Here is a 14529-nt window from a genome sequence, read left to right on the forward strand (position 1 = left end):
CCAGTGGGCCTGGACACCACGCCACTGACGCTGCTGTACGCGCTCAACGGGCTCGCGTTCTTCACCCTCGGCATCGTGGCGCTGATGCTGCCGCGCCGCGAACGGTTTGTACCTTTCGCCGCTCATGTCGGGTGGCTGGTGCCGTTCGGTCTTCTGCACGGGACCTATGGTTTCCTCAACGCGATCGGCCTGCATCACGAACTGGGCATAGTGTCCGATCGCTGGTTCATGGCCACCTGGCTCGCGATCTCCTATCTGCCCCTGCTGGAGTTCGGTCGGCGCGCGCTGCTCGATATCCGCCCCGGCCTGCACCTGCCAGCCTGGGGGATATACGGGGGTCTCGCTATCGGCCTGAGCACAATGCTCCTGGTCGTCGTTGAGCCGGCAACGGGCCTCGCCAATGGCGCCCGCTACCTGATCGGATTCCCCGGCGCGCTCCTCACAGGGCTCGCGTTCCTGCTGCACGTTCGCCCCCCGGAGGCGCAGCCGGAGATGCAGCGGCATATCCCGGCGCTGGGGATCGCAGCCTTCGCGTTCCTGGCCTATGCCGCGTTTCTGCCTTTCCCGGCACAGGTTGATTTCGGCCTCCCCCCATGGCTGCCCACGCAGGGCGATTTCCTGGCCGCAACCGGGGTCCCGATCCAGTCACTGCGCACCGGTGCCGCGATGCTCTTCACCCTGGCGCTGATCAGCCTCGCACGCAGTCTCGGCGCGCAGCACAGCGACGACCTGCTACGGGTGCTGGACACGGTCAATGGCTTTGTCTACCGCTGCCGCAACAACCCGCAGTGGGACGTGATCTTCGTCGACGGTGGGGTGCATGAGCTGACCGGCTACGAGGCCCGCGACTTCTATCGTGGCGACATCACCTTCGCCGCCTGGGTCCACCCGGACGATACCGACTATACCTGGGAGGGCGTGCAGGAAGGGCTCAAGCGAGACGGCAGTTATCAGATCCAGTATCGAGCGGTAAACCGGGACGGATCTTTGCGCTGGGTCTTCGAACGCGGGACCGGCGTGTACGACGCACACGGGCGGCTCATCTATCTTCAGGGTCACGTGATCGACGCCCACGAGCTGGTCACCACCTCCCACGAACTCGAACGCCGCAGCGAGGAGCTCGAGGCCTTTCGCAGCACGCTGGACCTGACGCTGGATGGCGTCTTCCTGTTCGACGTGGACAGCCTGCAGTTCATCTATGTCAACCAGGGCGCAATGGACCAGACCGGGCGTACTCGCGACGAGCTCTTGCAACTGCACCCTTACGACATCAAACCGGAGTTCCCCGAGACCCGTTTCCGCAGCATGCTGGAACCCCTGCGGCGAGGGGAGCGCGACCAGTTGCTGTTCGAGACCACGCACCAGCACATCGCCGGCCATCTGATCCCCGTACACATCTCCCTGCAGCTGGTCGCCCCCCGGGGTGAACGCCCGCGCTATGTCGCCATCGTGCACGACATCAGCCAGCGCAGGCGCAATGAAGAAGCACTTCTGGAGGCACTGGAAAGCCTGGAGACCTCGCGCGACGAGCAGGCCCGGCTGCTGGAACTTACGCGGCGCGAGCAGGGACGCATGGCCTCGCTGCTGTCGGCCATGAGCATCGGCATCCTGTTCGAGGATCGCGAGGGGTACATCGAGTACGTGAACCCGGCATTTCGCCGCATGTGGGCGATCGCCGACGAAATCGACCTGGTCGGCCAGCCCTCACGTGCCGTGCTGGAACATTCCACTCACCGCTTTGCCCGGCCCGACCATGCCTCGAGGCACGTGCTGCACGTCCTCGACACCCACGAGATCAGCGAACGCTTCGAGGTGGATCTCTACGACGGCCGGATCCTCACGCAGCTGTCCTATCCGGTACACGATGCCGACGAGCGCTCTATTGGTCGGCTGTGGCTGTACGAGGACGTCACCCACGAGCGCCAGACCGCCCAGCAGCTGGTCTATCTGGCCGAGCACGACCCGCTCACGGGCCTGTACAACCGCCACCGCTTCCAGCGCCAGCTGGAGCATGCGATCCACAACGCCCGCCGCCGCGAGACCCAGCTCGCGTTGATCTACTTCGACCTCGATGAGTTCAAGACCATCAACGACACCTTCGGCCACCGCGCCGGGGACACGGTCCTGGTACGCGCGGCGGGCGAGATCGCAAGCCTCGTACGCGAGGAGGAGATCTTTGCCCGCCTTGGCGGCGACGAGTTCGCGATCCTCGTCGACCAGGCATCCGAACGGGAACCTGAAGGGCTGGCTGAACGCGTGGCCCGCGCGATCTCCGCGATTCCGTTCCGCTTCCGCGGCCAAAACTACCGCCTGACCGCGAGCATCGGGATCGCGCGCTACCCCGAGCACGGTGACAACGTCGAAGACCTGGTGGCGCATGCCGATGCCGCGATGTACCAGGCCAAGGACTCGGGCAAAAACACCTGGGCGGTATTCGACGCCAGCCGCAACACCGCCGAACGCATGCTCGAGCGAATGAGCTGGAGCCAGCGCATTGGCAACGCGCTGGAGGGCGGGCAGTTCGAGCTGCATTTCCAGGGGATCTACCAGTTGGACAGCGGGGCGCTCAATCACATGGAGGCCCTGGTCCGCATGCGCGACCCGCTGACGTCCGACGAGGTCGTGATGCCAGGGCAGTTCATCCCTGTGGCCGAGAAGACCGGGCAGATCCTCGATATCGACCGCTGGGTGATCCGCGAGAGCATCGCGCACCTGGCCGGCCACCCTGAACTCCCGGGGATCGCGATCAACATCTCCGGTCGCAGCTTCGACGAACCCGGGCTGCCGCAATACATCACCAACGAGCTGAGCCAGCAGGGTGTCAATCCCCGGCGGCTGATCATCGAACTGACCGAAACGGCAGCCGTCTCCGAGATGCAGGACGCCCAGCGCTTCATCGAAGCGTTGCAGCAGGCCGGCTGCCTCGTCTGCCTGGACGATTTTGGCTCCGGCTTCTCCACCTTTGCCTACCTCAAGTACCTGGGCGTACAGGTGCTCAAAATCGACGGCATGTTCGTGCGGGATCTGCCGAACAACCGCGACAACCAGGCATTCATCCGCGCGATGGTCGACGTCGCTCGCGGACTGGAAAAATGGACCGTGGCCGAGTGCGTCGAAGACGGCGACACCCTTGCGATGCTGGCCGACCTGGGGGTCGACATGGTCCAGGGCTACCATCTGAATCGCCCCTCGCCGGACTTCCCGCCGGACCGGGCCCCGTAGGTGTGCAGCCCGCGGCACCCCGCATCCTGCTACTGTCCGCCTACCGTGCGGACAGCCATGCCGCCTGGGCCGACTGGCTGACCCGGCAATTCCCCGAGTTCGACTGGGATCGCCGGGAATTACCGGGGCGCCACTTCCGCTGGCGCATACGGGGCAACCCGCTCTCCTGGCTCCGCAGCCTCGGCGACGCCCAACCCGACGCCATGGTTGCGACCTCCATGGTCGATCTCGCCACACTGCGCGGCCTGCACCCGGCACTCGCGCAATCACCTGCGCTGTACTACTTCCACGAAAACCAGTTCGCCTACCCGACCAGCCCCGGCCAGAACCCCTCGGTGGATCCGCAGATGGTCCAGCTCTACGGCGCCCTGGCGGCCGACCGCATCGCGTTCAACTCGCACTACAACCGCGATACCTTTCTCGACGGCGTCGACCGCCTGCTTGCACGTATGCCAGACAAGGTACCCCCGGGTCTGCGCACGACGCTCGACGAGCGCAGCGAGATCCTGCCGGTTCCGATCCAGGCCATCACCACCACCGACCACGCAGAGCGCGACCCGAACCTGATTTTGTGGAATCACCGCTGGGAGTACGACAAGGCCCCGGACGACTTCGCGGAAGCCTTGCTGCAACTGGCCCGTGAGGGAATCGATTTCCGACTGGCCCTGCTCGGCCCTCGGCCCGCCAGGATTCCGGACGCCCTCACACGACTCCGCACGCATCTGGCTGACCGCATCATCGTGGACGCCAAGTGCTCGCGCGAGGAATACGAATACTGGCTGTGCCGGGCGGGGATCGTGGTCAGCACTGCCCGCCACGAGTTCCAGGGTCTTTCGCTGCTGGAGGCCACCCGCGCGGGCGTACTGCCACTGGTGCCGGATGCCCTGGTATACCCCGAGCAATACCCGGCCACCTGCCGTTACCCCGCCGGTGATACCCAAGCACTGGCCACGCGTCTCGGCGCATGGCTGACCGGCGCGCGACCGCCCGTCCCCGATATCGGCCAGTGGCACAGCAAGAGGGTGGAACCGCAATGGCGGCGTCAGATCGAAGAACTGCTGGAGACCCGGCGAGGCGCCGCCTGAGGGAAACGCTGAACGGGGCCGCTCAGGGAAGGAAGTCGCCGCGATCGAGGAAGTGCAGGGTCTCGCGGGCCACCGTGGCATCGAACAGCATCCCCGTATGCGAGATCGGCAGTGTCAGGTGGCGCGTGACATCCGGGCCGCGTGTCTCGTCGACGGCGACGAAACCGTCATGCGGGGGCGGCATCTGCGCGAACAGCGGTGCCGGACCCAGTGGGCGGCTGCCGGCGATCATCCCGATTTCGCGTCCGCGCAAGACGGGGCTGCCCCCCAGCAGACCGCGGTCCAGCGCGGCCCCCAACCACCAGCGGCCAAGCCGGTTGCGTGCCAGGCGCGCGGCCACCCGGCTGCCCGCCAGCGGCGAACCCAGCATCACGATCCGACCGGGGCGCTGGACCGGGGCCACGGTGAACAGATGGCGGACGATGATGCCGCCGAGGCTGTGGGCCACAAGGTGCACCAGGTCGCCGGGCACTGCCTCAATGAAGGCGGCCAGGGCGCGCGCCGCCTGTTCCGGGGTCTGGCGGCGCGAGGCATAGTGGAAGCGATAGACCTCCAGCCCGGCCGCACGCAGCCGGCGTTCCAGCAGCGCCAGCTCCAGGCCCGGCATATGCCAGCCATGGACCGTAACAACGCTGGCGCGCATGCCGGCCATGGTGAACGACCGGCCCGTTGCCTACCCGGCCTGTTGTGTGGCGCTGGCGCGCAGACGGATGCCCAGCTCGCGCAGCTGCTTCTCGCCGACCGGCGCCGGGGCGTCGGTCAGCAGGCAGGCGGCCGTCTGGGTCTTGGGGAAGGCCATTACGTCGCGAATGGAGTGGGCGCCGCTCATCAGCATCACCAGGCGGTCCAGGCCAAAGGCCAGGCCACCGTGCGGCGGGGCACCGAACTCCAGCGCATCCAGCAGGAAGCCGAACTTCTCGCGCGCCTCGTCCTCGCCGATGCCCAGGGCCTCAAACGCGGCCTGCTGCATCTCGGGGTTGTGGATACGGATGGAGCCACCGCCCACCTCGGTGCCGTTGAGCACCATGTCGTAGGCACGGGACAGGGCCTCGCGCGGGTTATTGCGCAGCGCGTCCGGGCTGTCCACCGCCGGGGCGGTGAACGGGTGATGCAGGGCGTACAGGCGCTTGTCCTCGTCGTCGTACTCGAACATCGGGAAGTCGACCACCCACAGCGGCTGCCAGCCCGCCTCGACCAGCTCGAGGTCGTGGCCGAGCTTCACACGCAGCGCGCCGATCGCCTCGTTGACCACCGAGGCCTTGTCCGCACCGAAGAAGATCAGGTCGCCGGCGGCGGCCGCGGTCTTCTCCAGGATCTGCCGGGTCACATCCTCCGGCAGGAATTTCAGGATCGGCGACTGCAGCCCGCCCTCGAGGTCCGCCGGGTCGTTGACCTTGATGTAGGCCAGGCCCTTCGCGCCGTAGCGACCGACGTACTCGGTGTAGACGTCAATCTCCTTGCGCGTCAGTTTCGCCCCGCCCGGCACGCGCAGCGCGGCCACGCGGCCCTCGGGGTCGTTCGCCGGGCCGTTGAACACCTTGAACTCCACCGCCTGCATCACCTCGGTCAGCTCGGTGAACTCCAGCGGGATGCGCAGATCGGGCTTGTCCGACCCGAAGCGGGCCATCGCCTCGGCGTAGGCCATGCGCGGGAACGGATCGGGCAACTCGACACCCTGCACCTCGCGGAACAGGTGGCGGATCAGGCCCTCGGTCACGTCCATCACGTCGGCCTCGTCGACAAAGGCCATCTCCATATCCAGCTGGGTGAACTCCGGCTGGCGATCGGCGCGCAGGTCCTCGTCGCGGAAGCAGCGGGTGATCTGGTAGTAGCGGTCCATGCCGGACATCATCAGCAGCTGCTTGAACAGCTGCGGCGACTGCGGCAGGGCAAAGAAGCTGCCCGGATGCGTACGGCTGGGCACCAGGTAGTCGCGTGCGCCCTCCGGCGTGGCCTTGGTCAGCATCGGGGTTTCGAGGTCGAGGAAGTCGCGCTCCTCGAGGAAGCGGCGCATGGCCGCGGAGACCTTCGCACGCAGGCGCAGGCGCTCCTGCATAACCGGGCGGCGCAGGTCCACGTAGCGATAGCGCAGGCGGGTGTCCTCGCCGACGTCCTCGTCGTCCAACGGGAACGGCGGGGTCTTCGCGGCGTTCAGGACCTCGAGCTCCAGACCCAGGATCTCCACCGCGCCGGTGGACAGGTCGGGGTTCTCGGTGCCCTCGGGGCGGCGGCGCACGCGGCCGGTCATGCGGATCACGAACTCGCTACGCAGCTGCTCGGCGCGGGCGAAGACGTCCTCGCGGTCGGGGTCGAACACCACCTGCACCCGCCCCGTGTGGTCGCGCAGGTCGACGAATATCACGCCCCCGTGGTCACGCCGGCGATTCACCCAGCCGCAAAGGGTCACCTCCGAGTCGAGTTCGTTCTCGGTGACACGTCCACACAGATGAGTTCGCATTACGCTGTTCCAGCCGAAGGGCACGCCCGAAAGGGCCTGCACGGTTAGTCGGGAAAACGGGGCAAACGTCGCGCCTGCGCCCGCGAAAAGGCCGGAAATCTTACGATTTGCCCTGCTCTCGCGCAACCGGAGCCGGGGCCTCGGACGGGCTCGACAGCGGCGTGACCACGCCCATGGACATCACGAACTTGAGCCCGTCCTCCACCGTCATGTCGAGCTCGACCGCCTCGTCGCGCGGAACCAGCAGCACAAAGCCGGAGGTAGGGTTGGGGGTGGTGGGGACGAACACGGTAATCACCTCGCGCTCGGTACGCTCCTGCACCTCGCCGTAACCAACGCCGGTCATGAAACCGACCGACCACAGCCCGCGACGCGGGTACTCGATCATCACGACCTTGCGAAAGGCCTGGCCACCATCGGTCAGCACCGTCTCGGTGACCTTCTTCACCGCCCCGTAGATCGAGCTGACCAGCGGGATGCGGTGCACGATGGATTCGCCCACCGAGACCAGCTTGCGCCCGACAATATTGGCCACGATCACGCCGGTGACGAACACAACCACGATCGCGACCACGATCCCGGCACCGGGGATCGAAAAGCCAAGCAAGGCCTCCGGCCGCCAGGCCGGCGGCAGGAGGAGAATGGTGAAGTCCAGCAGATCGACCAGCAGCTTGATAACGAAGCCGGTGACGATCAGCGGCAGCCAGACCAGCAGCCCTGCAATCAGGTAGCGGCGCAGGGAGACCAGCATCGATCAGGTTCCGGTCGCTGCCGCTTTCGAGGTCGCCGTGGAATCGCCCTTGCCGGAACCGCTGCCAGCACCACCGCCATCCTTCAGATTGCGCTTGCCGTCTTTCTTGAAGTCAGTCTCGTACCAGCCGCCCCCCGCCAGGCGAAAGCCGGCAGCGGAGACCTGCTTGGTCAGGGCCTCGGCGCCACATTCGGGACAGGTGGTGGCCGGCGGATCGGAGATCTTCTGCAGGATCTCGGAAATCTCGCCACAGTCCTTGCACTGATACTCGTAAATGGGCATGCGTGTATTCCTCAGGCTTCGCGTCCGCGACAACGGCCGCAACAAAACGGTTCGAGGCGTATTATGCGGGCGTTTCCCGGGAATAAAAGGCTTTCCCCGGTGGCAATCCGTGTTTGCGCCGCGAGGCCGCAGCGCCGATCATTCGCCCCATACCCGAACGTACTGCCCGCAAGGACCCGTCATGGCCGAAAAGATCGTGATCATGCTGCTGAACCTGGACCTGGACCGCCCCGGCACGCTGGGGGCCCCGTTCTTCCAGGCGACCGTCGCCGCCGCGATGGATCTGGAAGTCGAGATGTACTTCGCCGCCGGCACCACGCGCCTGTTGCGCCAGGGCGTGGCGGACAAGATCTACCCCGGCGAGGCGAAGGAGAAATCGGTCTACAGCTTCATGCAGGATGCCCACGAGGCCGGCTGCCGCTTCTACGCCTGCGCCGGGGCGATGGACGAGAACGGCCTGACCCTGGACAACGCGATCCCCGAACTGGACGGCATGCGCGGCGGAGGCGCCTTTATCGGCGAGGTGGTCGAGGACGATGTGGCCACCCTGACCTACTGAGCCGCGACCGGTGAGCGAGTCCTGGCCCCGTGCCGTCCTGATTACCGGCTGCTCCAGCGGGATCGGGCTGCACGCCGCCCGTGCGCTGCGCGAGCGCGGCTACCGCGTGTTCCCTACCGCCCGTCGCGGCGAGGATGTTGCGCGCCTGAAGAAGGAGGGCTTCGAGGCCCTGCAGCTGGATCTGGACGACTCCGCCAGCATCCACAGCGCGGTCACCGAGATCCTGCACCGCACCGACGGGCATCTCTACGGCCTGTTCAACAACGGCGCCTATGGCCAGCCCGGCGCGGTGGAGGACCTCTCGCGCGCCACCCTGCGCGCCCAACTCGAGACCAACGTACTCGGCTGGCTGGAGCTGACCAATGCGGTACTGCCCGCGATGCGCCGTGCCGGGGAGGGACGAATCATCCAGAACTCCTCGGTGCTGGGCTTTGCCGCCCTGCGCCTGCGCGGGGCCTATGTGACGTCCAAGTTCGCGATCGAGGGCATGAGCGACACCCTGCGCCAGGAGCTGCACGGCACGGGCATCCATGTGAGCCTGGTCGAGCCCGGCCCGATCCGCAGTGCCTTCCGCGCCAACGCCCTGAAGGCCTTCCGCCGCCACATCCACCGCGAGCACAGCCCCTGGGCCGAGACCTACCGCGCGGCCGAGGCGCGCATGGCCAATGCCGAGTCCGATGCCCCGTTCACCCTCGGCCCGGAGGCCGTCACCCGCTGCGTGATGCATGCCCTGGAGGCCCGCCGCCCGCGGGTGCGCTACCGCATCACCTTCCCGACCAAGTTGTTCGCCTTCCTGAAGTGGCTGCTGCCGGCGCGCGCGATGGACGCCGTGCTGCGCGGGGTATCGCGCGGGGAGAACCGCTGATGCGCGCGCGGCCAGGGGCGGGCGCCGCATGAATCTGATCTTTCTCGCGCTGATCGTGATCGCCGTGGCTACGGCCGCGATCCGCGAGTTCCAGTCCACCGACCCCGACGAACAGCCGATGCAGGCCCTGTCCGAGGGCGCGATCGATGCCGCCGGCTCGGCGGTCGAACTGGCGCTGGGGCTGGTCGGGGTAATGGCGCTGTTCCTCGGGCTGATGAAGATCGCCGAGGCCGGCGGCCTGCTGACCGTGCTCGCCCGCCTGCTGCGCCCGCTGATGACCCGCCTGTTTCCGTCGGTCCCGCCGGAGCACCCGGCGATGGGCGCGATGATCCTGAACTTCTCCGCCAACATCCTGGGGCTGGGCAACGCCGCGACCCCGTTCGGCATCCGCGCGATGCAGGAGCTGGAGAAGCTGAATCCGCACCCGGGCACCGCGACCAATGCGATGGCGCTGTTCCTGGCAATCAACACCTCCAGCATTACGCTGCTGCCCACCGGGGTGATCGCGCTGCGTGCCTCGCTCGGCTCCGAGGCCCCGGCGGCGATCCTGCCGACCACGCTGTTCGCCACGCTGTTCGCGACCATCGCCGGCATCACCAGTGCCCTGATCCTGCAGCGCTATTTCCGCAGCCCGGCCCCCACCCGCTCGATCGACGCGGATGCCTCCGCCGGCTCCGACGAACTGGAAGACACGATCCGGGAAGCGAGCCAGGACAGCACCGAACCGGCGAAGGCCGAGAATCGCGAGCAGGACAGCGCCCAGCCCGATCAGCAGCCGATGAACATCGAGGTCCCCACCGAGGGCTACCCGGCCTGGGTCTCGATCCTGGTCCTGCTGGGGGTGCTGGCGATCATCCCGCTGACGATCGTGTACGGCCAGGCAATCGCCCCCTGGATCATCCCCGGGCTGGTGGTGGGGTTCCTGTCCTACGGGGTGATCCGCGGGGTGCCGGTCTACGAGGTCTTCGTCGAGGGGGCCAAGGAGGGCTTCAACGTGGCCCTGCGCATCATCCCCTATCTGGTGGCGATCCTGGTCGCGGTGGGGATGCTGCGCGAGAGTGGTGCGCTGGGCATGTTCGTCGGGCTGGTCGGGCCACTGACGACCCCGTTCGGCCTGCCGGCCGAGGCCCTGCCGATGGCCCTGCTGCGTCCGCTGTCCGGCTCCGGCGCCTACGGCATCATGGCCGGCATCATGCAGGACCCGGCCACCGGCCCGGACACCCATGTCGGCATCCTGGTCTCCACCCTGCAGGGCTCGACCGAGACGACCTTCTACGTGCTCGCCGTGTACTTCGGCGCGATCGGCGTCAAGCGCGTACGCCACACCCTGGCCGCGGCGCTGAGCGCCGATGCGGTGGCCGTGATCGCGGCGGTCGCGATCGTCGGCTTCCTCTACCTCTGACAGATCGCGAGATCGTCCAGCAACGCGGCCAGATCGTCCGCCGACACCGGCCGGGTCAGCACGCGCCGGAAGGGTGCATGGCGGGCGCGTTCAGTCCTCTCTGAATCCTCGCCCCCCCCGACCGCAACTACAGGGATTGGCGCCAGGGCGGGGTCCGCCTGCAGCGCGCGCAGGACCTGGAAGCCATCCATCACCGGCAGGTCCAGTGCCAGCACCACCAGGGCCGGCACATGGCGCAGCGCCAGGTCCAGACCCTCCACCGCCGAGGTCGCGCACAACGGCTGCAGCCCCACCTGCCCCTCGAACATGGTCTGGAGCCTCGCGAGGTGTTCGGGGTCGGCCTCGATCAACAGGACATGCGGGTCCTTGTCCACGCCGGACTCGACGGTTGAGTCATCCATCACGTGGGGCTCCGCCCCGGCACGCGGCAGCCGGAACCAGAAGCGGCTGCCGACACCCGGCTCCGATTCCACCGCAAGCTCGCCCCCCATCATTTTGACCAGGCTGTTCGAGACCGCGAGTCCGACGCCCGCACCCTCGACGCGACCGCCATCGGCATGCAGCCGCTCAAAGGGTTCGAACAGCCGCGCCTGATCCTCCAGCGCGATCCCGGGTCCGCTATCGCTTACCGCGATCTCGACGACATCCCGCTGCGGCGTGACACCGACACGGACTTCGCCGCCGCGGCGGTTGTACTTGATCGCGTTGCCCACCAGGTTCAGCAGGACCTGCTTCAGGCGCAGGGGGTCCGCCTGCACCTGCACATCATCAGCCACTTCGGCCTCGCAGTGCACCGCATGTTCATCGACCAGGGCACGGGTCAGGGACAGGCAGTCGGTGACCACCGGCGCCACGAAGACCGGCTGCAGGTCGATCTTCAGCCGCCCGGCCTCGATCCGGGCCAGATCCAGGACCTCGTTGATCAGGTCCAGCAGGTGCGAGCCGGCGCGGCGGATCTCGGTCGCATGCGAATGCTGGCGCTCGCCCAGTCCGGGGTCGCGCTCCAGCAACTGGGCGAAGCCGAGCACGGCATTCATTGGCGTGCGCAGCTCGTGACTCATGCTGGACAGGAATTCCGACTTCGCCCGGTTCGCACGCTCTGAGGCATCACGCGCCTGACGGAGCTCTTCGCGCCGCCGCAACTCATCGGTGTAATCACTGAAGATATTGAAGCCATACTGCGGATCACCGTGCTCGTCGCGCACAACACTGATGGTGCTTGCGGTGACGAATACGGCCCCGTTGGCGCAGCGGTGAGGCAACAGCCCAGTCCATACCCCGCCCTCCGCCAGCACCCGATCGATCTCCTGAGCCTCCTCGCGCGCCTCCTCGGGGATAATGCCCATTGCGCGGAAGCTGCGGCCGACCATCTCATCCAGGCGATAACCGACCAGATCCAGCGCTGCCGGATTGACGTACACGAAACAACCTTCCCGGTCCACCACCGCAACGCCCTGTTCGGCTGATTCGATGATTCGCCCGAACAGGGTCAGCCGATCCTGAGCCTCGTGCAATTCGGTCAGATCCTGGAGCGTGCCCGAGAGGCGGACCACCTCACCGCCGTCGTCGAACGTAGCCGTAGCGATCTGATGAACGTAGCGGACCATGCCGTCCGGGAGCTGCACGCGATGGGTGATCTCGCCGTGTCCGGAGTCGGCCAGACCGGCCTCGAATGCCTGCACCCGCTCGCGGTCGTCCGGATGCACTAGGCGTTGATAGTCATCCCGGGCGAGATGGCCGTTCCCGGCGATCATCTCGAACATCTCGTAAATCACCTTCGACCAGGTCAGTCGGTCGCTGCGCACTTCGTATTCCCAGTGACCGAGCCGGGCCAGTCGCTGTGCCTCCAGCAACCGTGTCGACAGCTCCGACAGCGCCAGCTCGGAGTGCTTGCGTTTGGTGATGTCCTGCATCACGCCCAGCATGTACAGCACGCTGCCATCGGCGTCCCGAACGGCGTCGCCCCGTTGTAGCAGCCAGTGTTCGGAGCCGTCGGGCCACAGCACCCGGTGCTCCAGTTCGAAGTGCGCGCCCCGACGCAGGCTGCTCGAGATGGCGTTGCGCATCCGATCGCGATCCTCCGGATGCACGGCGTGCATGAAGTTGGTAACCGTCGGTTCGACCGCACCGTCGCGGTAACCCAGCAGCGGTGGAATCCGCTCGGACCATTCGAGGCGCTCCTGGTCGGGCGTCCATTCCCAAGTGCCCATATTGGCGAAGATCTGGCTCGAGCGTTGGCGCTGTTCCTGGCGCTTGACCGTGGTGATCTCCGTGCGGATGGACACGAACTGATAGGGCACGCCTTCGGCATCCAGGTACGGCACGATCGTGGTGTCGACCCAGTACAGCGAACCGTCACGTGCCCGATTGCAGATCTCGTCCTGCCAGACCTGGCCCGCCGTGATGGTCTCCCACATGCGGGTGTAGAAGTGCGGCGGATGCTGCCCGGACTTCACCACTCGATGATTTTGCCCGAGCAGCTCTTCGACCATGTATCCGCTGACCTCGGCGAACCGCCTGTTGGCATAAATGATGTCGCCCCGGGCATCGGCAATGCTGACGAGGGCATGCTCGTTGACGGCGAGATGCTCCCGTTCGCGCTCGTAGAGGGTTTCGCGGTAGGAACGGCTGACACTGTCCATCTCGCGCAACTGGCGCGCCCGATTGGTCACCACCGCGAGGACCCGACTGGCCTCCAGCGGCTTCAGGAGTACACCGCACACGCCCGGATGAAGCGTCATCAGGGCATTGGTACGCGAGGCATCCGCGGTCAGGATCACCAGTGGAATCGAGCCCCCGCTCTGCCGGGTCCGCAGAACCGCGGCCACCTCGAGCGCCGAGCAGTCCAGGGATTCGACATCAAGGATGGCCACCTCGGGGTCGAGCTCGTCCATGACCTCCACCAGGCGGTCCGGCTCTTCCGCCCGCTCCACACGATAGCCTGCATCGAGCAGCGTGCGCTCCACGCCTTCTTGTTCGGCACCGGCGATTAACAGGACCCGGTAGTCGCTCTCGGTTATCACACCCCCGATCTGGACCAACTGCTCGATCAGGGTATCCCCGTCGAGTGGATAATCCAGGCAGCGGGCCACCCCCTGGCGCACGGCATCCAGCCGTGCACCGGGATTCCATTCCCGCGCTACCGCCAGCACCGGAAGGCGCGCGTGCCCCGGCGCCAGGCACCCAGCAAAATCATTCGTAATCACGGTGCCGGGCATCACCACACCGGCGCAGAGGACGACCGCGGTGTAGGGGTCGTCGTCGGGGGGCTGCGGGGCCTGCGAATCACGGACCGGGATCTGGTCCGTCCGGAACCCGTGGTCCTGGAGCATCAGCACGATATCGCGCGCCAGGGCGTCATCATCCACGACGACCAGCACCCGCCCGTCCGCACGCGCGCCGGACAACGGCTGCACCCGGCTGGCGATGGCGAGGGCGTCGCCACGCGCATGCTGGGCGGCAATCGCCGCGAGCCGGTCCAGGGCGTTGTCCCATTGGTCACGATCGACCAGATCCGAGTCTCCGGTGGAGGCATCGAGCGAGTCGGCCAGGGTTGCCACCGCTGCCCCGACCACCGGAATCCCGAACACCTCGGCCGAGTGCCGGAGCTCGCTGATCCGCTGCCCCAGTAGGTCGCGTGCCTGGGCCGGCGAAGCGGCTTCCTCCAGGTTCCGGGCAAGTTCGCGCAGGCGGGTGACGTGTTCCGGAAGGGATTGCAAAAACTCGGCCTGCAGGCGCGCGCCGGTCGGGTGCTGCTCACGCAGGTTCATGGCGGCTGTCCTCGGTGGTCGGGTCACATACCCGGTTGACGGGAGGTCGGACGCCGGGCACAGCCACCGGCCGAATCACATCCCGTACCGAAACGGACGGGCATGGCGGTCACCTTCCCAGGGAAGCAGGTTCCC

General features: G+C 66.9%; 10 protein-coding genes. 5 read left to right on the forward strand and 5 right to left on the reverse strand.

Going from position 1 to position 14529, the window contains the following annotated elements:
* The first annotated feature begins 3 nt into the window (after nucleotides 1-3).
* Together F466_RS0107340 and F466_RS0107345 are read left to right on the forward strand one after the other, a co-directional pair.
* A complete protein-coding gene (locus tag F466_RS0107340; protein ID WP_018993756.1) occupies nucleotides 4-3222 on the forward strand; it encodes an EAL domain-containing protein in 3219 nt (1072 codons plus the stop codon).
* Between the two features lie 2 nt (nucleotides 3223-3224).
* On the forward strand, nucleotides 3225-4307 hold the full coding sequence (locus tag F466_RS0107345; RefSeq protein ID WP_018993757.1) for a DUF3524 domain-containing protein: 1083 nt from the start codon (nucleotides 3225-3227) through the stop codon (nucleotides 4305-4307).
* Between the two features lie 22 nt (nucleotides 4308-4329).
* Here F466_RS0107345 and F466_RS0107350 read toward each other — a convergent pair whose 3' ends face one another.
* The 4 genes from F466_RS0107350 to F466_RS0107365 form a co-directional block, all read right to left on the reverse strand.
* Nucleotides 4330-4959 (reverse strand): triacylglycerol lipase, encoded by a 630-nt coding sequence (locus F466_RS0107350; protein ID WP_018993758.1) that lies wholly within the window; start codon nucleotides 4957-4959, stop codon nucleotides 4330-4332.
* Nucleotides 4960-4980: 21 nt separating this feature from the next.
* Nucleotides 4981-6765 (reverse strand): aspartate--tRNA ligase, encoded by a 1785-nt coding sequence (gene aspS, locus F466_RS0107355; RefSeq protein WP_018138574.1) that lies wholly within the window; start codon nucleotides 6763-6765, stop codon nucleotides 4981-4983.
* Nucleotides 6766-6865: 100 nt separating this feature from the next.
* Nucleotides 6866-7516 (reverse strand): DUF502 domain-containing protein, encoded by a 651-nt coding sequence (locus F466_RS0107360; RefSeq protein WP_018138575.1) that lies wholly within the window; start codon nucleotides 7514-7516, stop codon nucleotides 6866-6868.
* A 3-nt stretch (nucleotides 7517-7519) separates the two neighbouring features.
* Nucleotides 7520-7798 (reverse strand): FmdB family zinc ribbon protein, encoded by a 279-nt coding sequence (locus F466_RS0107365; protein ID WP_018138576.1) that lies wholly within the window; start codon nucleotides 7796-7798, stop codon nucleotides 7520-7522.
* 181 nt (nucleotides 7799-7979) lie between these two features.
* Between F466_RS0107365 and F466_RS0107370 the strand changes: the two genes are divergently transcribed.
* The 3 genes from F466_RS0107370 to F466_RS0107380 are packed head-to-tail and all read left to right on the forward strand — an operon-like array spanning nucleotide 7980 to nucleotide 10624.
* Nucleotides 7980-8357, forward strand: a complete 378-nt coding sequence (locus F466_RS0107370; protein WP_018138577.1) for a DsrE family protein — start codon at nucleotides 7980-7982, stop codon at nucleotides 8355-8357.
* Between the two features lie 10 nt (nucleotides 8358-8367).
* The gene (locus F466_RS0107375) at nucleotides 8368-9222 is read left to right on the forward strand and encodes an SDR family oxidoreductase (protein ID WP_018138578.1); all 855 of its coding nucleotides are present in this window, start codon (nucleotides 8368-8370) and stop codon (nucleotides 9220-9222) included.
* Between the two features lie 28 nt (nucleotides 9223-9250).
* Nucleotides 9251-10624 carry a nucleoside recognition domain-containing protein gene (locus tag F466_RS0107380; RefSeq protein WP_018138579.1) on the forward strand — a complete coding sequence of 458 codons (1374 nt, stop codon included), beginning with the start codon at nucleotides 9251-9253 and terminating at the stop codon, nucleotides 10622-10624.
* Here the strand turns inward: F466_RS0107380 and F466_RS0107385 are convergent.
* Entirely contained in the window at nucleotides 10615-14394 is a 3780-nt protein-coding gene (locus F466_RS0107385; RefSeq protein ID WP_018138580.1) for a PAS domain-containing protein, read from the reverse strand. The genes F466_RS0107380 and F466_RS0107385 overlap by 10 nt on opposite strands.
* Nucleotides 14395-14529: the final 135 nt, after the last annotated feature.

This window comes from Thioalkalivibrio sp. ALgr1 (assembly GCF_000378285.1).
Classification (GTDB): Bacteria; Pseudomonadota; Gammaproteobacteria; order Ectothiorhodospirales; family Ectothiorhodospiraceae; genus Thioalkalivibrio.

What these genes read in the sequence shown, in the direction of transcription:
- F466_RS0107385 (WP_018138580.1), bottom strand. Translation starts at nt 14,394, where the DNA reads ATGAACCTGCGTGAGCAGCACCCGACCGGCGCGCGCCTGCAGGCCGAG.
- F466_RS0107350 (WP_018993758.1), bottom strand. Translation starts at nt 4,959, where the DNA reads ATGGCCGGCATGCGCGCCAGCGTTGTTACGGTCCATGGCTGGCATATG.
- F466_RS0107365 (WP_018138576.1), bottom strand. Translation starts at nt 7,798, where the DNA reads ATGCCCATTTACGAGTATCAGTGCAAGGACTGTGGCGAGATTTCCGAG.
- F466_RS0107380 (WP_018138579.1), top strand. Translation starts at nt 9,251, where the DNA reads ATGAATCTGATCTTTCTCGCGCTGATCGTGATCGCCGTGGCTACGGCC.
- aspS (WP_018138574.1), bottom strand. Translation starts at nt 6,765, where the DNA reads ATGCGAACTCATCTGTGTGGACGTGTCACCGAGAACGAACTCGACTCG.
- F466_RS0107370 (WP_018138577.1), top strand. Translation starts at nt 7,980, where the DNA reads ATGGCCGAAAAGATCGTGATCATGCTGCTGAACCTGGACCTGGACCGC.
- F466_RS0107360 (WP_018138575.1), bottom strand. Translation starts at nt 7,516, where the DNA reads ATGCTGGTCTCCCTGCGCCGCTACCTGATTGCAGGGCTGCTGGTCTGG.